The organism is Bifidobacterium eulemuris (genome assembly GCF_014898155.1).
Classification (GTDB): domain Bacteria; phylum Actinomycetota; class Actinomycetes; order Actinomycetales; family Bifidobacteriaceae; genus Bifidobacterium; species Bifidobacterium eulemuris.
The window spans coordinates 802,442-822,048 of sequence record NZ_CP062938.1 but is presented as its reverse complement, the minus strand read 5'-3'; the positions used below and the strand labels follow the sequence as shown (position 1 = coordinate 822,048).

The following is a 19,607-nucleotide window of genomic DNA, read 5'->3' as shown; positions in this document are numbered from 1 at the left end:
CTGACCCACTCGCATCACGCGCCGCGAAAGCGGACGCGCGAACGACCACCGCACGGACGACTACACAAGGAGAAAGCCATTCATGGCACGTTCCACCGCTCGCAAAAGGGCTCTGAACACGCTGTATGAGGCGGACGAGAAGTCGCAGAGCTTCACGTCGCTGCTTGAGGAGCGCATCAAGGAGCCCGGCGCGCAGACGCCGCTTCCCGAATACGCCATCGAGATCGTACGCGGCGTGGCCGAGCACGGCCGCGACATCGACGCCACTCTGGACGAGCATTCCACCGGCTGGAAGGTGCGTCGCATGGCGGTTGTGGACCGCAACATCCTGCGCATCGCCGTGTGGGAGATCCTCTTCAACGAGGAGGTTCCCGACAAGGTGGCCATCGACGAGGCGCTGTCGTTGGCGAAAACGCTGAGCGACGACGATTCGCCGGCCTTCATCCACGGATTGCTGTCCGCCGTGTGCCACGCCAAGGATCATCCCGTGGCCGCTGCGGAGGATGTGGATGACGCGTCCGATGCGTCCGACGCATCCGAACCATCCGATTCGGATGAGCGGACGGACCCGTCCGCATCCGCAGATCCGGTGTCCGAGCCGTCCGAAGAGACGGCCGACTGATTGTTTGTATGAACGCCTCCCCGCAACACGGGAGGCGTTCTTTTGAGCGGTCGCAGCGTCTGCGCCGGCCGCTAGTCTTGGTACGAATACCCGAAATCGACAAGGGGGCTTTGGTGAGCCAGAACGCGAATTATTCGCAGGATGATGCAGTTCTTGTGTTGGAGGATGGGCAGGTCTATGTCGGCGAGCCGTATGGCGCGTTGGGCAGGACCACCGGTGAGATCGTGTTCGCGACCGGCATGACCGGTTATCAGGAGACGTTGACCGATCCCAGCTACGACCGCCAGATCGTCGTGCAGACCTTCCCGCATATCGGCGACACCGGCATCAACCAGGAGGACCCCGAGTCCGCCCGTATCTGGGTGGCCGGCTATGTGGTGCGCGATCCCAGTCCGAATGTGAGCAACTGGCGCGCCACCGGCAGCCTCGACGACGATCTCGTCGCGCAGGGCATCGTCGGCATCAGCCATATCGACACCCGCAAACTGGTACGACACCTGCGTTCGGCGGGCGTGATGCGCGCCGGCATCTACTCCGGCGAGGCGCTGCTCGACGAGTCCGGCGCGCCCAAAACCATCGACGCGCTGCTGGCCGACGTGAAGACCACCCCGCAGATGCAGGGGCTGAGCCTGTACGACGAGGTCAGCACCAACGAGACCTACACCATCGATCCGGCCGGCGAATTCGAAGGCAAGGAGCCGCTGTTCACCGTCGCCGCCGTGGATCTGGGCATCAAGGCGATGACCCCGCACCGCATGGCCGAACGCGGCTGCCGCGTGCACGTCGTGCCGTCCACCATCACCTTCGACGAGCTGGAGGACCTGCATCCCGATGGCGTGTTCTTCTCCAACGGCCCCGGCGATCCCGAGCAGGCCGATCCGGAGGTGGAGCTGCTGCGCCGCGTGCTCGACGCCGGCTACCCGTTCTTCGGCATCTGCTTCGGCAACCAGCTGCTCGGCCGCGCGCTCGGCTTCGGCACCTACAAGCTCAAGTTCGGCCACCGCGGCATTAACCAGCCAGTCAAGGACGTGACCACCGGCAAGGTCGAGGTCACCGCCCACAACCACGGCTTCGCCGTCGACGCTCCGATCGGCGACCCGGTGCCCGCCCCGCACGAACACGGCAAGTACGGCAAGGTGTTCGTCAGCCATATCGACTTGAACGACGACGTGGTCGAGGGCCTGCAGTGCGTGGACATCCCCGCGTTCTCCGTGCAGTACCATCCGGAGGCCGCGGCCGGCCCGCACGATGCCGCCTATCTGTTCGACCGTTTCGTTGATCTTATGAAGAGCAACAAGGAAGGTAAGTGATATGCCGAAGCGCACCGACATCAAATCCGTGATGGTCATCGGTTCCGGTCCGATCGTCATCGGACAGGCCGCCGAGTTCGACTATTCGGGAACCCAGGCATGCCGGGTGTTGCGTGAGGAAGGCATTCGCGTCATCCTCGTCAACTCCAACCCGGCCACCATCATGACCGATCCGGAGATGGCCGACGCCACCTACATCGAGCCGATCGCCACGCCCATTCTCGAGCAGATCATCGCCAAGGAACGTCCCGACGCGCTGCTGCCCACCCTGGGCGGCCAGACCGCGCTCAACGCCGCCATGGCGCTGGGCGAGGCCGGCGTGCTCAAGAAGTACGACGTCGAACTGATCGGCGCCTCGCTGGAGGCCATCGACCGCGGCGAGGACCGCGAGCTGTTCAAGAAGGTCGTGGACGAGGCCGGCGCCGAATCCGCCCGATCCTTCATCGCCCACTCGCTCGAGGAATGCGACCGCATCGCCGACGAGCTCGGCTATCCGCTGGTCGTGCGTCCGAGCTTCACCATGGGCGGCCTCGGCTCGGGCATCGCCCACGACGAGGAGGAGCTGCACCGTATCGCCGGCGCCGGCATCCACTATTCGCCCACCGACGAGGTGCTGATCGAAGAGGGCATCGAAGGCTGGAAGGAATTCGAGCTCGAGCTGATGCGCGACCGCAACGACAACGTCGTGGTCGTCTGCCCGATCGAGAACGTCGACCCGGTTGGCGTGCACACCGGCGACTCGATCACCGTGGCCCCCTGCTTCACCCTGACCGACCGCGAATACCAGAAGCTGCGCGACATCGGCATCGCCATCATCCGCGGCGTGGGCGTGGACACCGGCGGCTGCAACATCCAGTTCGCCATCCACCCGGACACCGGCCGCATCATCGTCATCGAGATGAACCCGCGCGTGAGCCGTTCCTCCGCGCTGGCGTCCAAGGCCACCGGCTTCCCGATCGCGAAGATCGCCACCAAGCTGGCCCTCGGCTACACGCTTGACGAGATCCGCAACGACATCACCCAGTCCACCCCGGCCTCCTTCGAACCGACCATCGACTACGTGGTCACCAAGGTGCCGCGCTTCGCCTTCGAGAAGTTCCCCGGCGCCGACCCCACCCTGACCACCTCCATGAAGTCCGTGGGCGAGGCCATGGCACTGGCCGGCAACTTCCAGGAGTCGCTCGGCAAGGCCATGCGCTCCATCGACAAGCGCCACATGGGCTTCAACTGGGACGGCGAGAAGCCCAACCAGGCCGAGGTCGACGCCCTGCTCGAGGCGATCAAGGTGCCGAACGAGAACCGTTATCTCGACCTGATGCGCGCCATCTGGGGCGGCGCCACCATCGAGCAGCTGTTCGCCGCCACCAAGATCGACCCGTGGTTCTTGAAGCAGCTCACGCTGATCAACGATATGGCGCTCGCCGTGCGCGCCTCCGAAACCCTGGACGCGCGCCTGCTGAAGAAGGCCAAGCTCGCCGGCCTGTCCGACCTGCAGATCGCGCATCTGCGCGGCCTGGGAGACGAGGGCGAGAACACCGTGCGCGAACTGCGCTGGAACTACGGCCTGCGTCCCGTGTACAAAACGGTCGACACCTGCGCCGCCGAATTCGACGCGGCCACGCCGTACTACTACTCCTGCTACGCGGACGAGACCGAGCTCAAGCAGCGCGAGCGCGAGGCCGTGATCATCCTCGGCTCCGGCCCGAACCGCATCGGCCAGGGCATCGAGTTCGACTACACCTGCGTGCATGCGGTGCAGGAACTCGGCAAGGACTATGACACGATCATGGTCAACTGCAATCCGGAGACCGTCTCCACCGACTACGACATCTCCGACCGCCTCTACTTCGAGCCGCTCACCTTCGAGGATGTGCTCGAGATCTACGAGGCCGAGAAGAAGATGGGGCCGGTCAAGGGCGTGATCGTGCAGCTCGGCGGCCAGACCCCGCTGTCGCTCGCCGCGCGCCTGAAGGCCGCGGGCGTGCCGATTCTCGGCACCACTCCGGAGGCCATCGACCTGGCCGAGAACCGCGAGCTGTTCGGCGAGGTGCTCAAGAAGGCGAAGATGAACGCGCCGCGCTACGGCACCGCGCTCAGCCTCGAGGAGGCGCAGACCGCCGCCCACAACATCGGATACCCGGTGCTCGTGCGCCCCAGCTACGTGCTCGGCGGCCGCGGCATGGAGATCGTCTACGACGACGCCCAGCTGGAGAAGTACGTGGAGCGCGCGCTCAACGAGGCCCAGGCCGACACGGTCGTCTCCGGTCGCCTGCCCTCGCCGCTGCTCATCGACAAGTTCCTGCAGGACGCCATCGAAATCGACGTGGACGCGCTGTTCGACGGCGAGGAGCTGTACATCGGCGGCATTATGGAGCATGTCGAGGAGGCCGGCGTGCATTCCGGCGACGCGGCCTGCACCCTGCCGCCCTCCACACTGTCCGACGACCAGATCCGCCGTCTGCGCGAAGGCACCTACGCCATCGCCAAGGGCTGCGACGTGCAGGGCCTGATCAACGTGCAGTACGCCTTCATGGCCAACACGCTGTATGTGATCGAAGCCAACCCGCGCGCCTCGCGCACCGTGCCGTTCGCCTCCAAGGCCACCGGCGTGGCGTTGGCCAAGGCCGCCGCGCGCATCATGGCGGGGGAGACCATCGCCGACCAGCGCGCCAACGGACTGCTGCTGCCCAAGGGCGACGGCGGTGTGATGCACCGCGGCCAGCAGGTGGCCGTCAAGGAATCCGTGCTGCCGTTCAAGCGCTTCCGCACGCCTGTGGGCAAGACGGTCGACGTGCTGCTCGGCCCCGAGATGCGCTCCACCGGCGAGGTGATGGGCTTCGATCGCGACTTCCCGCACGCCTTCGCCAAAAGCCAGCTGGCCGCCTATGACGGGGGCCTGCCGACCAGCGGCAACGTGTTCGTCTCCGTGAACGACACCGACAAGCGTCAGCTGCCGTTGGTGGCCGTGCGCATGATCGAGCTCGGCTTCACGCTGTGGGCTACGGAGGGCACCGCTTCGGTGCTCAGCCGTTACGGCATCGAGTCGAATATCGTAGACAAGATCACCACGCGCATCGATTCCGATCCCGACGCGCCGGTGAAGGTGGAACGCGCCGAGGGCTCCAGCGGCAAGAACGTGGTCGAGCTGATCGAAGAGGGCAAGATCGACATGATCATCAACACGCCCAACTCGCGCGGCTCGCGCTCCGACGGCTACGCCATCCGCGCGGCCGCCATCGCCGCCGACCTGCCGCAGTTCACGACCTTCACCGAATTCCAGGCGGCCTTGCTGGCCATCGAGGCTGTGAAGCATAATGATTATCAGATCATGAGCATTCAGGAACACTCGAAGCAGCTGTTCGCATTGGAAGAGCAGGGAGACTGACATGACCACGGCACCAACCAGTGAGGAGATCCGGGCGCTGCGCTCCGATTTCGGACTGCGTCTGAGCAATTCCATGGCCAAATACGGGCCGCTATGCGTCGGCATCGACCCGCATAGGAAGCTTCTCACCGATTGGGGCTACAACGTCGACGCCGACGGCGCGGAGATGTTCGCGATGCGTATGCTGCAGGCCGCGAACGGACGCGCCGCCGCCGTCAAATTCCAGATGCCCATGTTCGAGCGTTACGGATCCAAAGGCTTCGCCGCGCTCGAACGGGTGCTGTACGCGGCCCGCCAGATGGGCATGATCACCATCGTGGACTGCCTGCACGGCGGCCTGTCCACCACCATCTCCGCCATCGCCGACGCCTATTTCAAGCCGGGCGCGCCGCTGCTGGCCGACGCGATCACCCTGCTGCCGTACTACGGCGCGCGTTCGCTGGCCAATCTGATCGACGACGCGCTCGACAACGGCCGCGGCGTGTTCATCGCCTCCCTGACCTCGAACGAGGAAGGGCGCAGCCTGCAAAGCGCGATCCGCCAACGTGGCGAATACAACGGCAAGACGGTGGCGTTCGGCATCGCCAGCACCGCGCAGAAGCATAACGTCGGCATCGAAGGCATGGGCTCGGTCGGCCTGATCGTGGGCGCGACCATCGGCAAGTGGATCAAGGAGACCGGCATCGATCCGTCGAAGTTCACCGGTCCCATCCTTTCCCCCGGATTCGGGTGGCAGGGCGCCGAGGCCGAGGATCTGAAAACCGTGTTCAAAGGCACCCGCGGCAATGTGCTGGTCACCGTTTCGCGGTCGATCGCCTCGCAGGGGCCTGACATCGCCGATTTGGCCGCCGCCACCGAGTCGATCGCGCTCGACGTGCGTCAGGCGCTGATGGAGGCCATGGACGCCGATGACGAAGCCGCGTCCTCCGATGCCGATACATCCCGTGCCACAGCCTCCGATTCGGTTTCTGGTCCGGCCTTCAGCTCTGTCTCCGGTCCGGTCTCCGGCTCATCCTCCGCTGGAACGCATCGCTGATTGAACATTTATTTCTCCGTCATAAGGTGCCATCATGCGTAACGACAACCAGTCTCTGTCCGACATCGCCGGTCTTTCCCATGCCGGTGGTCGTCTAATCGTGCTGTCAGGCCCTACCGCGGTGGGCAAGGGCACGGTCGAGGCGAAACTGCGCGAGGATCATCCTGAGATTTGGATGTCGGTGTCCGCGACCACACGCGAACCCCGTCCAGGCGAGGTGGATGGCGTGAACTATCACTTCATGACCGAAGACGAGTTCGTCGCCAAGGAAGCGGCGGGGGAATTCCTGGAAACCGCGGTGGTGCATGGCATGGCGCATTATGGCACTCCGCTCGGGCCTGTCGAGGAGCATCTGGCCTCCGGCGTGCCCACGATTCTGGAAATCGACCTGCAAGGCGCGCGACGTGTGCGCGAACGTGCCGCCGAACTTGGATTGGATGTGGTGACCGTGTTCATCGCTCCGCCGAGTTTCGAGGAGCTCAAGCGCCGTCTGATCGGACGCGGCACCGAAACGCCGGAGCAGCAGGCCAAGCGTTTGGAGACCGCCAAGGTGGAGCTCGCCGCCGAACCGGAATTCGACATCGTCATCGTCAACGAGACCGTCGATAAGGCCGCCGCCGATTTATGGAACGTCATCGCCGACGAATACGGCATTCCGCGCGAATAACCGCACGAATAGGCGTCGCGCCACGAGGTAGCGCACCACGAATGGGCGTCGCACAAGCAGGTGACGCACGCGGTTCAGCAGCTTGCGACGAACGCGGAGAAGATCGCGCGGGCGTTGGCGTCGACCCGATGTGAGAACTCTGGATGCCATTGGACCGCCCAAACGAACTGCTTCCCCGGCATATACACTGCTTCGACGAGTCCGTCCGGAGCGTGGGCCATGGCGGCGAGCGACGGCGCGAGCCTGTCGATGCCCTGATGATGGTAGCTGTTCACGGCCAAGGTGTAGGGTGCCGGATGGAATTCATCGAACGGACCGCACTCGCTCTGCTCGTCCTGCTGCCGTTCGGAATCCCGCTCCTTCCAAAGAACGCTGGCCAAAGGCGAATCCGGAACGACCTGCACCGTGTGCACGGGGCGATCATAAGGCGGTTTGCCGTGATGCTCGATTTCGCAGGAGCGTTCGGAAGGCAGATCCTGCCACAGCGTGCCGCCCAACGCGGCGTTGAGGAATTGGATGCCGCGGCAGATGCCCAGCACCGGCTTATCCCGTTCGAGCGCCGCCCGCAGCAGCAGCGTTTCCATGCGGTCGCGGGCGGGGCATAACTCTGTGGTATGCGGCCCCGGAGCCGCGCCATACAGGGCGGGATCGACGTCATGGCCTCCGGTGAACAGAATCGCATCGCACATATCCGCCAGCTGTTCGACGCGTTCGCCGTCATCGGTCAACGGCAGCATCACCGGAGTGCCACCCGCTTCGATAACGCCGTCAAAATATCCGGGCAGCATCCACAAACTGTCCAATCGGTCATCCCACAATGGAGCCACGCCCACAATCGGCAGGGGCCGTTTCGACTGTCGCACAGAGCGCAATGGAAGCTCACCTCTTTTCAGACGGGGGTGTTGCAACCTCTATAGGTTTCGCATCAGTTTATGCGCTTGCTGTTACGGCGCAGGTTCGTCTGCGGACATAACAGAAGAGCCTCGCGCGATGGCGAGGCTCTTCTATACGTCCAGGCCTATACCCAGACCTATGCCCAAGCCTATTCCAGACCTATGTCAGATCTATATCAGATCCATGCAGGCCTATATCAGATCTATAAATCAGACCCATACCAGACTTGGAAGGACGAATCTCATTGTACCAGCTTATGCGAGGCCCGAAAGACGGTTGATCAGTTCGGGGTCGCGGGTGGCACCCTTGTCGGCGGAGCGGGCGAAGGCCGCGTAGGCCTTGAGCGCCTGGCTCACCTGACGGTCGCGATGCGCGCGGTATCCGTCGCCGGCCTCCAGTTCAGCGCGACGCTGGGCGAGCTCCTCATCGCTCAACTCCACATCCACCTTGCGGTTCGGAATGTCGATGTTGATGATGTCGCCGTTGCGCACCAGCGCGATCGGGCCCTTGTTCGCGGCTTCGGGGGCGATATGGCCGATGGATAGGCCGGAGGAACCGCCGGAGTAGCGGCCGTCGGTGAGCAGGGCCACCTCCTTGCCGATGCCCTTGCCCTTGACGAACGAGGTCGGATACAGCATCTCCTGCATGCCCGGGCCGCCCTTGGGGCCCTCGTAGCGGATGATCAGCGCCATGCCGGGCTTCAGGGTGTCGTTGAGAATGACTTCGATGGCCTGCTCCTGCGATTCGACGACCAGCGCCGGCCCGCGGAACGTCCAGATCTCCTTGGGCACGCCGGCGGTTTTCACCACGCAGCCGTCGGGGGCGAGGTTGCCGCGCAGCACGGCCAGACCGCCCTCGGTGACGGCCGGATGCTCGATGTCGTGGATGGCGCCGTTCTCGCGGTCGTAGTCCAGCTCGTCGAACAGGGTCTCGTGCGTCCACGGATCGGGGGAGATGATGTGGCCCGGCGCGGCGCGGTAGAGGTCCTTGGCCTTGTCGGTGCAGGTGTCGCGCATGATGTCCCAGTCGGCGAGCTTCGCCTCCAAGGTCGGGTAATCGATCGAGCTGACGTTGCGGTGCAGCTTGCCGGCGCGGTCGAGCTCGCCGAGAATGCCGGTGATGCCGCCGGCACGGTGCACGTCGGAGATCTCCCACTGGCCGGAGGGGCTGGCCTTGCAGATGCAGGGCACGGTGTGCGAGATGCGTTCGATGTCGTCGAGCGTGAAATCCACGTCGGCGGACTGCGCCATCGCAAGGATGTGCAGCACGGTGTTGGAGGAGCCGCCCATGGCCACGTCCATGGTCATCGCGTTCTCGAACGCCTCCTTGGTGGCGATGGAACGCGGCAGCACCGACTCGTCGTCCTCGTGATAGTAGCGGTTGGCGATATCGACCACCTGCTTGGCCGCGTCCTCGAACAAGCGCTTGCGATAGGCGTGCGAGGCGAGGATCGTGCCGTTGCCCGGCAGCGCCAGACCGATCGCCTCGGTCAGGCAGTTCATCGAATTCGCGGTGAACATGCCGGCGCAGGAGCCGCAGGTCGGGCACACGCTCTTCTCATAGGCGAGCAGGTCCTCGTCGGAGATGGAATCGTCGGCGGTGGCGTACATCACGTCAATCAGATCGGTGTTCTTCTTGACCGTGCCGTCGGAAAGCACAGTGGTGCCGGCCTCCATCGGGCCGCCGGAGACGAACACGGTGGGGATGTTCAGGCGCAGCGCGGCCATCAGCATGCCCGGCACGACCTTATCGCAGTTCGGGATGCAGATAAGCGCGTCGGCGCAGTGCGCGTTCACCTGGTATTCGACGGTGTCGGCGATGATGTCGCGGCTGGGCAGCGAGTACAGCATGCCGGTGTGACCCATGGCGATGCCGTCGTCCACGGCCATGGTGTTGAACTCGCGCGGGATGCCGCCGGCGGCCTTGACGGCCTCGGCGACCAGGCGGCCCACCTTGTTCAGATGCACATGTCCGGGAAGGAACTCGTCGAAGGAGTTGGCAATGGCGATGATCGGCTTGCCGAAGTCCTTGCCGTCGACGCCGGCGGCGCGGTAGAGGGAGCGGGCACCCGCGAATACGCGGCCATTCATGATTTTTGCAGATCGCATTTCCATACCCTCTATTCAATCGCCTCAGCGGGACACGAATCCTCCCCGCGATTCGTATGGCGGGACGGGGCGTATTGCGCGCCATGTGAGATCCCTCGACTCCGCGCTTCGCGCTCCGCTCGGGATGACGAGAAGGGTGCGTTCCTCTCCGTCGTCCCGAGCGGGGCCGAGGGGCGGGTGGCTATTCGTCATCCCGAGCGCAGTCGAGGGATCCCGACTGCTTGTCATGTGCGGGATGGCCGTATATTGCGCGGCGTCGGCCCTCGCGTCTATACTTGCTTCGGATTAGATGGATTCCCTATTGTTTGGAGAATAACACCATGGCTTTTGGCACCGCGCCTACCCCCACCGGACTTGCGAACCCGCCCATCGACGATCTTATGGAGCATGCCGACTCCAAGTACGCGCTGGCGATTTTCGCCGCGAAGCGCGCCCGCCAGATCAACTCCTACTTCACCCAGCTCAACGAAGGCCTGCTGCAGAACGTCGGCCCGCTGGTCGAATACCAGAACCAGGAGAAGCCGCTGTCCATCGCGTTCCGCGAGATCGACGAAGGCCTGCTGGAGGAGACCCTCGGCGAGGACGATCTGTCCGAAGGCAACTGACGCCCGTCGTCTCCGCCTGATAACCGGCTATCGGAACAACCAATAGCATCGGCCGGTGTGCGCCATTGCCAACCGGCCCGATATCGGGTACAACGAGACGTGGAATCTGGAGCGAACAAACCTGAAGGCTCGCGCCAACCTCCAAGGCTGGCACGAGCCTTTTCATATGACGCCCGGCGAACCGTCGCATGTTGGCGCAATCACCCGAGACATAAGGACCCAAGATGAGCGAACCACGACTGATCAGCGCCGAATCGGTGACCGAAGGCCACCCCGACAAGGTCTGCGACCAGATCTCCGACGCGATCCTCGACGACCTGCTGCGACAGGATCCGCAATCCCACGTCGCGGTGGAGACCTCCGCGGCGACCGGCACCTTCCTTGTGTTCGGTGAGGTGACCTCCGAAGGCTATGTGGACGTGCAGGCCAAGGTGCGCGAGGTGCTGCGCCGCATCGGCTACACCAGCTCCGCCATCGGCTTGGACGCGGACTCCTGCGGCGTGCTTGTGGCCATCAGCGAGCAGAGCGCCGAAATCAACCAAGGCGTGGCCCGTCTGAGCGGCGAGCGTGAATCCGCCGCCTCTCGCGAGGAGCGTTACGAGGCGCAGGGTGCCGGCGACCAGGGCGTGATGTTCGGCTACGCGACCGACGAGACCGATACGCTGATGCCGCTGCCGATCTATCTGGCGCATAAACTGTCCTATCGTCTGGCCCAGGTGCGTCATGACGGCACGGTGCCGCATCTGCGCCCCGACGGCAAAACGCAGGTCACCATCGAATACGACGAGAACAACACGCCCCGCCGCGTGGACACGGTGCTCATCTCCACCCAACATGACCCCGAAGCCACCCACGAATGGCTTGAATCCCAGCTGAAGCAGCATGTGATCGATCCGGTGCTTGACGAGGCGTTGGATGCCGGCGTGGAGCACGGCTCCTACCGCCAGCTGGTGAACCCCACCGGCTCCTTCGTGCTGGGCGGGCCGGCCGCCGACGCGGGACTGACCGGCCGCAAGATCATCGTCGACACGTATGGTGGTGCCGCGCACCACGGAGGCGGCGCGTTCTCCGGCAAGGATCCGAGCAAGGTGGACCGTTCCGCCGCCTATGCGACCCGTTGGGTGGCGAAGAACATTGTGGCGGCCGGGCTTGCGCACCGCGTCGAGGTGCAGGTCGCCTACGCGATCGGCGTGGCCGACCCGGTGAGCGTGAACGTGGAGACCTTCGGCACCGAGATCGGCGTGAGCCGCGACCAGATCGCCGCCGCCGTGCGGGCGGTGTTCGACCTGCGCCCCGCCGCGATCATCGACGAGCTCGACCTGAAGCGCCCGATCTACGAACGCACCGCCGCCTACGGCCACTTCGGCCGCACCGACGTGGAATTCCCGTGGGAGCGCGTCAACAAGGTCGAGGAGCTCAAAGCCGCAGTGCGCTAGCGGAGTAACCCCACCGGCGCACCGTGGCATCGCCCCATCCGAGCATCTCGGGTGGGGCGATGCCATGAGAGCGTATGAAAGTCGGTATGAATTCGCATGGTTTCGCGGGCGGAACATCGAATACGCGTGTGCAACGCGCCGGCTGATCGCCATGCGTGCGTGATTGGCGATGCGCGCGCGTTACAGTGGAGGGCATGAGTATGAGCGACGCCGAGCAGTTGGCGCTTGACGGGCTGGCCCCGCGCAAGCGCCGCCGCGCGCCCGCGGAGCACACGCCGGCGGCGCACGACCCCGTCGCCCATGTGGTGCTCGACGTGCAGGCCATGCATCTGGGGCAGACCTTCGACTATCTCATCGACGAAAAAGACTCGGACACGGCCGTGCCCGGCGCGTTGGTGCGCGTGCGTTTCGGCGGCCAGCGCGTCAACGGCGTGATTTGGGACAGAAGCGCTACAAGTGACACGCCGAGGTCCTCCCTGCGCTATCTTGAACGCGTGCTCGGCGGCGACGTGCTGGTGCCCGCCTCGATGCGTGACGACATCACCGCCATCGCCGAAGCGTACGGCGGCACGCGGGCCAATATTCTGCGTCTGGCGGTGCCGCCGCGCGTGGTCAAAATCGAACGCGAACAGCGTCTGGCCGCGTCCTTCAATCGCAGGCCTTCCCCGATTCTGTCCCAGGCCGTACAACGCCGCGGCGAGATGCTGGAGGCCTCATACGGCCAGTGGAACATGTTGCGCGACGCGCTTGCGGGAACGGGTTTCCGTCCGTTCGTCTTCGATTCGCTGCCCGGCATGGGGGAGCAGGCGCGCTGCGTCGCCTGGATGATCGCGCAGTCGTATTTGGCCGGGCATGGCGCGGTGGTGGTGCTGCCCACCATGCGCGAGGTGGGCGATGTGATGCTCGCCCTGCGGGAACTCGGCTTGCGTCCTTTCGGTCCCGCCGCGGGGGTGGGGGACGGCGCGCATGCGGACGACGAGCGGTCGGAACGGGGGATGGGCGCGTGGCGTGGCGACGTGGCGGTGCTGACCGCGTCCACCGCCCCCGCCGACCGATACCGCGCCTATTTCGCCACCGCCATCGGACAGGTGCGCTGCGTGATCGGCACGCGCGCCGCCATGTACGCGCCGGTCGACGGCCCAGCCCTGTTCGCCATCGTCGACGACGTCGCCTACCAGCAGGCCGACGGCATGATGCCCTACGCCCAGGCCCGCGGCGTGCTGCGTCTGCGCGCCGAACGCCACGGCGGCGTGTTCGTCGCCATCGCCAACGCGCGCAGCTCCATCAGCCACGCGGAGGTCGAAGGCATCGGCGCGGCCACCGCCACCGGCGGCCCTGCCACGGCGATCCACGCGCTGCCCACGGTGACCCGGGAACGCATGCCATGGGTGCGTTGGCTCAACCGCGACGAACTGGCCCGACTGGCGGATCCCTCCATCGGCGCGCGCGTGCCGCACACCGCTGTGAACAACATCCGGCAGGCGCTCGACAGTGGCCCCGTACTGTTCTCCATCCCCTCCGACGGCGTGAGCGAGGCGTTGAGCTGCGCCGCATGCCATCGTCAGGCGCGATGCCGTCGCTGTTCGGGCCCTTTGGCGACGGTGGCCGGCAACCGCACCCCCCGATGCCGTTGGTGCGGCGCGGCGGCGGTGAACTGGGTCTGCCCGGGATGCAAAGGCGAACGCCTGCGCGTGGTGCGCGTGGGCGCGGCCGGCACCGCGGACGAGCTGCGCAAACTGTTCCGCGGCGTGCCGATGCTGCTCTCCAGCCCCAGCCAGCCCAAAGGCGTGATCCACGAGATCACCGCGCAACGGATGATCGTGATCGCCACGCCCGGCGCCGAACCGCGCGTGAACCCCGTCACCGACGAGCAGGGCGCGGCCGGGCACGAGTACAGCGCGGTCGCGATTCTCGACGCGTGGACCAGCCTGTATTCGCCCGGCATGGACGCGCGCGTGGACACGTTGACCGCGTGGATGCGCGTGGCCGCCACGTGCGCGCCACGTTCGCGCGGCGGCCAGGTACTGATCCTCGGCGAGACGGATCCCGCCATCGCGCAGTCGATGATGATGTGGAATTCCGCGCTGCTCGCCGCCAAAGACGTTGAGGAGCGTGGCGAGATCGGACTGCCGCCCGTGGTCACCGCCGCCTGCGTGTGGGGGCAGCGCGATGCGGTGCGTTCGCTGCTGCTCAGCATCGGCGCGATGGACGGCGGCGATATGGCCGTATGCACTGCCCCCGACGGCAGGGAACTGCCGGCCGTGCTCGGTCCGGTGCCGATTCCGCCGCCGCGCACGGTGGACGCGCGCGAGCTGGAGGTCACCGCCGACCGCGTCAAAGCGGTGGTGCTGGTGCCGCGGTCGCGTCGCGGGGAACTCGCCCGGCGGCTGCATCTGCAGGTCGCCCGCCATGTGGCCGCCCGCAAGCCCGGCGAGCTGCGCTTCCAGATCGACCCCAAGGATCTGATCTGAGCCGGTTGCGCGAATCGGTTGCGTGAATCAGCTGTACGGATCGATTCTGCGAATCGGCCCCTCGCGAATCATCCTGCGAATCGTCCTCTTGGCATGGGACGATGGTTGCGGATATATGCCCGTGCGACTGAGGAGGAAACCATGAAGGGATGGCCCGGCGAGCCGGATATGGACTATGACGTGATGGTGGAGGATGGCGAGGCCGCGGCGAACGCCGGCAAGCCCGTCACCGACGTGATCTTCGACTTCGGCAATGTGCTGATCTACTGGGATCCGGCGGCCGTGCTGGTGCCCCGCTACAGCCAGGAGACCATCGACCAGTTCCTCGACAACGACATCTCCGGCTTCTACGACGGCAACGACATGATGGACGGCGGCATGACGACCACCGAGGGCATCGAGTGGATGCGCCGCACGCATGGCGACAAGTGGGCCGACATCCTCGAATACTACATCGCGAACTTCCGCGACTCCCTGACCGGCATCGTGCCGGGCGCTCGCGTGCTCGTCAACGATCTGAAAGCCGCCGGAGTGCGCGTGTGGGGTTTGAGCAACTGGGAGAAGGAACTGTTCTCCGTGGCCGAGGAGCAGTGCGACATCCTGCGCGAGCTCGACGGCAAAATCGTCTCCGGCTTCGTCGGCATGCGCAAGCCGCATAAGGACATCTACGAGCGCGCCTTGCAGGAGTTCGGCATCACGGCCGAAGGGGCCGTGTTCATCGATGACAAGGCGATGAACATCGTGGGCGCGAACGAGGCCGGCATCCGCGGCGTGCGCTTCCAGGACCCGGTGAAGCTGCGCGAACTGCTGATCGCCACAGGCGTAGGCATTCCCGCGGTGCGGTAAGGAGAATTATGCTCAGACTGGTGTTCGCCGGCACGCCCGACGTGGCGGTGCCGTCCCTGAAGGCCTTCGCCGCCGACCCGCGTTTCGAAGTGGTCGGCGTGATCACCCGCCCCGACGCCCCCACCGGGCGCGGCCGCAAGCTCATGCCCAGCCCGGTCAAAGCCGCGGCGCTCGAACTCGGCGTGCCGGTAATCGACCTCAAGCCCCGCAGCGACGAATTCCTCGAGGCCTTGCGCGCGTTGAACGCGGACATCGCGGCCGTGATCGCCTACGGCAACATCCTGCCCCGACCGGTGCTCGACGCGGTGCCGCTCGGTTGGTACAACCTGCACTTCTCGAATCTGCCCAAGTGGCGCGGCGCGGCCCCCGTGCAGCGTGCCATCTGGGCGGGCGACGCCACCTGCGGCGCCGACGTGTTCAAAGTCGGCGAAGGCTTGGACGACGGTCCTGTCATCGCTTCGATGAGTGTGGAGCTCACCGGACGCGAGACCTCCGGCGAACTGCTCGACCGTCTGGCGGCCGACGGCGCGCCGATGTACGTGGAAGCGCTGGCCGCCGTGGGGGAGGGAACCGCCGTATTCACGCCTCAGCCGGATGAGGGCGTGGAATACGCGCATAAGATCACCACCGAGGACGCGCATATCGATTTCGCCAACGATGTGGAATCCATCGATCGGCAGGTCCGCGCCTGCACGCCCGCACCCGGAGCATGGTGCGTGCTGCACGCCGATGGCACGGATGGCGAGGATGCCGCGGATGATGGGGATGGCGCGAGTGGCGCGGGCGCGACCCTGCACGTGCTGGCGGCGCGTCCCGCCGACCTGGACAATCCCAACACTCCGGCTGATCTTGCCGCCGGTGCGATTCACGCGGGCAAGAAAAACGTATGGGTCGGCACCGGCACCACGCCGTTGGAGCTGCTCGAGGTCAAGGCGCAGGGCAAGAAGTCCATGCGTGCCGCCGACTGGGCGCGAGGCGCGCGTCTGGCCGACGCCGCCTACTGCGTCTGACCCGCGAGATCGCACACACCGTGCCTGTCATCGAACGTTTTGCCTCCTCCAAACGGAGTCACAACGAGTTTGGTGTGCCGGTTTCGCGCGATCAGACCGATTTCGCACACCAAACTCGAGAATCAATCGTTCTACTTGGCCAAGGCCCAACAGCTCGACACACCAAACTCGAAAAGGGCGTTAATCGAGGTGGTCGAGCACCAGTCGCAGGTCGCGTTCGTTGATGGCGGCGGGCGCGGCGAGCTGTGTTTTCGGCTTGGCGCAGAAGGCGATGCCCAATCCGGCGGCCTGGATCATCGGGATGTCGTTCGCGCCGTCGCCCACCGCCACGGTCTGGGCCATGGGCACGCCGCACCGCCGCGCCCACTCGCGCAAGGCATGCAGTTTGACCGTCTTGCAGACGATCTCGCCCAACACGCGTCCGGTGAGACGTCCGTCCACCACTTCCAGCCGGTTCGCCATCCAATAGTCGATATGAGCCTCTTCGGCCAGATGATCCACCACCTCATGGAATCCGCCGGAGACCACGCCGACCTTCCAGCCATGCTCGTGCAGCGTGTCGATCAGCTCCAACGCGCCGGTGGTGAAGTGGATGCGTTCGCGCACCGCGTCGAACACCGACACATCCAGCCCCTCCAGCAGCGCCACGCGTGCGCGCAACGCCTCGCAGAACTCCAATTCGCCGCGCATCGCCCGCTCGGTCACCTCGGCGATCCGCTCGCCGCAACCCGCCGCCTCGCCCAGTTCGTCGATGACCTCCTCGTCGATCAGTGTCGAATCCACATCCATCACCAGTAGGCCGGGTTTCGACAGCGTAGGGGGTGCAAAGTACTGGTCGGGGGAGGGCGTCTCGTCAACAAACTGCGCATATTCTTCGGACATGCTTTTGATTGTCGGAAAACATTGGGACAATGGCGGGTATGGTTTTTTCCGCTTCCTCAGCTTTCGTCCTCGCCAACGCCACACCGGCCCCGATCTGCACCACGGAAAGCAGCGGCCTGATAGGCGCGATCACCGATTGGCTGGTGGGGTTGATGGAGACGGTCGGAGGCCTCGGCGTCGCGTTCGCCATCGCCTTGGAATCCGTCTTCCCACCCATTCCCAGCGAGGTGATTCTGCCGCTGGCCGGATTCACCGCGGCTCGCGGTTCGCTCAATCTGATCGAGGCGATCATCTGGGCCACCATCGGCTCCGTCTTGGGCGCATGGGCGCTGTACGGCATCTCCCGTTGGGTGGGATTGCGGCGCATCAACCGCGCCGCCGACAAAATCCCCGGCGTCAGCCGCAAGGACGTGGGCAAAGCGAACGACTGGTTCACCAAGTACGGCACCTGGTCGGTGTTGCTCGGCCGTGTGATTCCCGTGGTGCGCTCGCTGATCTCCATTCCCGCCGGCTTCAACCGTATGAACTTCCTGCAATTCACAGGCTGGACGCTGCTCGGTTCGGCCGTGTGGAACACGATTCTCGTCTCGGCCGGATATCTGCTCGGCGACCAGTGGTGTTCGATCCAAGGCGCGTTGGGCGTGTTCGAGGATGTGGTCATCGCCGCCGTGGTTGTGGTCATCGTATGGTATGCGGCGCGCAAAGTGCGTAGTGTGGTGCTGAACAGACGCGCGGCCGCACAGGCCGACGCGACGGAAGGCACCGAGGAGAGCGATGACTGACACCGAAATGGCGGCCGACTACGACCGTCTGCGCGAGAAGAACCACGCATTGGCGCAGGCGCTGAACCGCGCCGGCAAGGAACTCGCCAAGGCCAAGGCCCAGCTGGCGCAGATCGCCCAGCCGCCGCTGACCTTCGCCACCATGGTCAAAATCGACCGCGCCACAACCGACGAGCAGGGCGTCCAGCACGCGTCGGCGGAGGTGATCGCGGGCACGCGCCGTATCGTCGTGCCGGTCGCCGCGAATCTCAACGCCGAACGGTTGCGCTCCGGCGCGACCGTGGTGCTCAACGAGCAGATGGTGCTGGTCGAGCAGCGCGACGTCGATACCGTGGGGCAGATCCGCACGATCCGTGAGATTGTGGACGATGGCCGCATCGTCGTGCAGGATGGCGGCGGCAATCCCGTTGTGGTGCGCCGGTCCAGCGCGTTGGCGAACGCCGCCATGCGGCAGGGCGACCGCGTAATCGTCGACCCGTCCGTGCGTCTGGCGCTGGAACTCCTGCCCGCCGAGGACGACCAGAATCTGGTATTGGAGGAGACCCCGGACGTCTCCTTCGCCGACATCGGCGGCCTCGACGCCGAAATCGAACGCATCCGCGACGCCGTGCAACTGCCGTTCCTGCATCGCGCGCTGTTCGAACGCTACAATCTGCAACCGCCCAAAGGCGTGCTGCTCTATGGCCCTCCCGGCAACGGCAAAACGATGATTGCCAAAGCCATCGCCAACGCGCTGTGCGAAGGCAGCGGCGACGGCACGGGCGTGTTCCTGTCGGTCAAAGGCCCCGAACTGCTCAACAAATTCGTCGGCGAATCCGAACGTCTGATCCGCCAGATCTTCCAACGCGCCCGCGAACGCGCCGCCGACGGACGGCCCGTCATCGTGTTCATCGACGAGATGGACTCGCTGCTGCGCACGCGCGGCTCCGGCGTCTCCAGCGATGTGGAGACCACCATCGTGCCGCAGTTCCTCGCCGAACTCGACGGCGTGGAGAATCTCGCCAACGTGATGGTGATCGGCGCCTCCAACCGCGTGGACATGATCGACCCCGCCGTGCTGCGCCCCGGGCGGCTCGACGTGAAGATCCGCGTGGACCGTCCCGACGCGGAACAGGCGGTTTCCATCATCCGCCACTACCTCACCGACGATCTGCCCCTGCAATCCGGCCTGGACGCGGCCGCGCTCGCCGGCGTGCTGGCGCATGACATCTACGCGCGCGACGAACGCCGCCAGCTGGCCGACATCTGCGACGAACACGGCCAATGGTCCGCGCTGTTCCTCGCCGACGTGGTCTCCGGCGCGATGCTCAAGAACATCGTGGACCGGGCCAAAACACGGGCCGTCAAAGCCTCCATCACGTCAGGCTCCGACGTGGCATTGGATGTGGACCTGCTCGCCGCCGCCGTAGAAGAGGAATTCCGCGAGACGCGCGATTCCGTGCTCGACGCCGACCCCGCGCAATGGGCCCGCGTCAACGGCATGGATGCCGGCCGAGTCTCCCGCATCCGTTCCGTCGCCGCCTGACCTAGGCCTCCGCTCTGTGGAGCGGAGC

At 65.3% G+C, this 19,607-nt stretch carries 14 protein-coding genes and 1 pseudogene; 12 read left to right on the top strand and 3 right to left on the bottom strand.

Features of this window, described 5'->3' with window-relative positions; all coding sequences use genetic code 11:
- Positions 1 to 82 precede the first annotated feature (82 nt).
- The 5 genes from nusB to gmk all read left to right on the top strand — a co-directional run bounded on the left by nusB (position 83) and on the right by gmk (position 7,020).
- The gene (nusB, locus tag BE0216_RS03605) at positions 83 to 622 is read left to right on the top strand and encodes a transcription antitermination factor NusB (protein WP_094636884.1); all 540 of its coding nucleotides are present in this window, start codon (positions 83 to 85) and stop codon (positions 620 to 622) included.
- 113 nt (positions 623 to 735) lie between these two features.
- Positions 736 to 1,932 (top strand): glutamine-hydrolyzing carbamoyl-phosphate synthase small subunit, encoded by a 1,197-nt coding sequence (gene carA / locus BE0216_RS03600; protein WP_404801807.1) that lies wholly within the window; start codon positions 736 to 738, stop codon positions 1,930 to 1,932.
- Between the two features lies 1 nt (position 1,933).
- A complete protein-coding gene (gene carB / locus BE0216_RS03595) occupies positions 1,934 to 5,317 on the top strand; it encodes a carbamoyl-phosphate synthase large subunit (protein ID WP_094636886.1) in 3,384 nt (1,127 codons plus the stop codon).
- Between the two features lies 1 nt (position 5,318).
- Entirely contained in the window at positions 5,319 to 6,353 is a 1,035-nt protein-coding gene (gene pyrF / locus BE0216_RS03590) for an orotidine-5'-phosphate decarboxylase (RefSeq protein WP_094636887.1), read from the top strand.
- A 34-nt stretch (positions 6,354 to 6,387) separates the two neighbouring features.
- Positions 6,388 to 7,020: a guanylate kinase gene (gene gmk / locus BE0216_RS03585; protein WP_404801806.1), complete on the top strand. Its 633-nt coding sequence runs from the start codon at positions 6,388 to 6,390 to the stop codon at positions 7,018 to 7,020.
- A gap of 74 nt (positions 7,021 to 7,094) precedes the next feature.
- Here the strand turns inward: gmk and BE0216_RS03580 are convergent, their stop codons facing one another.
- On the bottom strand, positions 7,095 to 7,883 hold the full coding sequence (locus tag BE0216_RS03580) for a gamma-glutamyl-gamma-aminobutyrate hydrolase family protein (RefSeq protein ID WP_449727639.1): 789 nt from the start codon (positions 7,881 to 7,883) through the stop codon (positions 7,095 to 7,097).
- Between the two features lie 285 nt (positions 7,884 to 8,168).
- Positions 8,169 to 10,028, bottom strand: coding sequence for a dihydroxy-acid dehydratase (ilvD, locus tag BE0216_RS03575; protein ID WP_072726470.1), 1,860 nt, complete (start codon positions 10,026 to 10,028; stop codon positions 8,169 to 8,171).
- A 314-nt stretch (positions 10,029 to 10,342) separates the two neighbouring features.
- On the opposite strand from ilvD, the gene rpoZ reads away from it, so the two are divergent.
- The 5 genes from rpoZ (at position 10,343) to fmt (ending at position 16,390) form a co-directional block, all read left to right on the top strand.
- Positions 10,343 to 10,627, top strand: a complete 285-nt coding sequence (gene rpoZ, locus BE0216_RS03570) for a DNA-directed RNA polymerase subunit omega (RefSeq protein ID WP_072726508.1) — start codon at positions 10,343 to 10,345, stop codon at positions 10,625 to 10,627.
- A gap of 224 nt (positions 10,628 to 10,851) precedes the next feature.
- Positions 10,852 to 12,063, top strand: coding sequence for a methionine adenosyltransferase (gene metK / locus BE0216_RS03565; RefSeq protein ID WP_094636889.1), 1,212 nt, complete (start codon positions 10,852 to 10,854; stop codon positions 12,061 to 12,063).
- A gap of 194 nt (positions 12,064 to 12,257) precedes the next feature.
- Complete coding sequence (locus tag BE0216_RS03560; protein WP_094636890.1) at positions 12,258 to 14,534, top strand: primosomal protein N'; 2,277 nt, start codon at positions 12,258 to 12,260, stop codon at positions 14,532 to 14,534.
- 141 nt (positions 14,535 to 14,675) lie between these two features.
- Positions 14,676 to 15,380, top strand: coding sequence for an HAD family hydrolase (locus BE0216_RS03555; RefSeq protein WP_094636891.1), 705 nt, complete (start codon positions 14,676 to 14,678; stop codon positions 15,378 to 15,380).
- 8 nt (positions 15,381 to 15,388) lie between these two features.
- Positions 15,389 to 16,390: a methionyl-tRNA formyltransferase gene (gene fmt, locus BE0216_RS03550; RefSeq protein ID WP_094636892.1), complete on the top strand. Its 1,002-nt coding sequence runs from the start codon at positions 15,389 to 15,391 to the stop codon at positions 16,388 to 16,390.
- 180 nt (positions 16,391 to 16,570) lie between these two features.
- On the opposite strand, the gene serB is transcribed toward fmt, so the two are convergent.
- Complete coding sequence (serB, locus tag BE0216_RS03545) at positions 16,571 to 17,272, bottom strand: phosphoserine phosphatase SerB (protein WP_169714265.1); 702 nt, start codon at positions 17,270 to 17,272, stop codon at positions 16,571 to 16,573.
- Between the two features lie 38 nt (positions 17,273 to 17,310).
- Here serB and BE0216_RS03540 point away from each other — a divergent pair, with 38 nt between their 5' ends.
- Positions 17,311 to 18,054, top strand: coding sequence for a DedA family protein (locus BE0216_RS03540; protein ID WP_094636894.1), 744 nt, complete (start codon positions 17,311 to 17,313; stop codon positions 18,052 to 18,054).
- Positions 18,055 to 18,058: 4 nt separating this feature from the next.
- Positions 18,059 to 19,579 (top strand): annotated as a pseudogene (gene arc, locus BE0216_RS03535) (proteasome ATPase); the annotation flags it as partial.
- Positions 19,580 to 19,607: the final 28 nt, after the last annotated feature.

Excerpts from the sequence above, each read along its gene's own strand:
- gmk (WP_404801806.1), top strand. The coding sequence starts at position 6,388 with ATGCGTAACGACAACCAGTCTCTGTCCGACATCGCCGGTCTTTCCCAT.
- rpoZ (WP_072726508.1), top strand. The coding sequence starts at position 10,343 with ATGGCTTTTGGCACCGCGCCTACCCCCACCGGACTTGCGAACCCGCCC.
- BE0216_RS03555 (WP_094636891.1), top strand. The coding sequence starts at position 14,676 with ATGAAGGGATGGCCCGGCGAGCCGGATATGGACTATGACGTGATGGTG.
- fmt (WP_094636892.1), top strand. The coding sequence starts at position 15,389 with ATGCTCAGACTGGTGTTCGCCGGCACGCCCGACGTGGCGGTGCCGTCC.
- carB (WP_094636886.1), top strand. The coding sequence starts at position 1,934 with ATGCCGAAGCGCACCGACATCAAATCCGTGATGGTCATCGGTTCCGGT.
- ilvD (WP_072726470.1), bottom strand. The coding sequence starts at position 10,028 with ATGGAAATGCGATCTGCAAAAATCATGAATGGCCGCGTATTCGCGGGT.
- BE0216_RS03540 (WP_094636894.1), top strand. The coding sequence starts at position 17,311 with ATGGTTTTTTCCGCTTCCTCAGCTTTCGTCCTCGCCAACGCCACACCG.
- serB (WP_169714265.1), bottom strand. The coding sequence starts at position 17,272 with ATGTCCGAAGAATATGCGCAGTTTGTTGACGAGACGCCCTCCCCCGAC.
- pyrF (WP_094636887.1), top strand. The coding sequence starts at position 5,319 with ATGACCACGGCACCAACCAGTGAGGAGATCCGGGCGCTGCGCTCCGAT.
- metK (WP_094636889.1), top strand. The coding sequence starts at position 10,852 with ATGAGCGAACCACGACTGATCAGCGCCGAATCGGTGACCGAAGGCCAC.
- nusB (WP_094636884.1), top strand. The coding sequence starts at position 83 with ATGGCACGTTCCACCGCTCGCAAAAGGGCTCTGAACACGCTGTATGAG.
- BE0216_RS03560 (WP_094636890.1), top strand. The coding sequence starts at position 12,258 with ATGAGTATGAGCGACGCCGAGCAGTTGGCGCTTGACGGGCTGGCCCCG.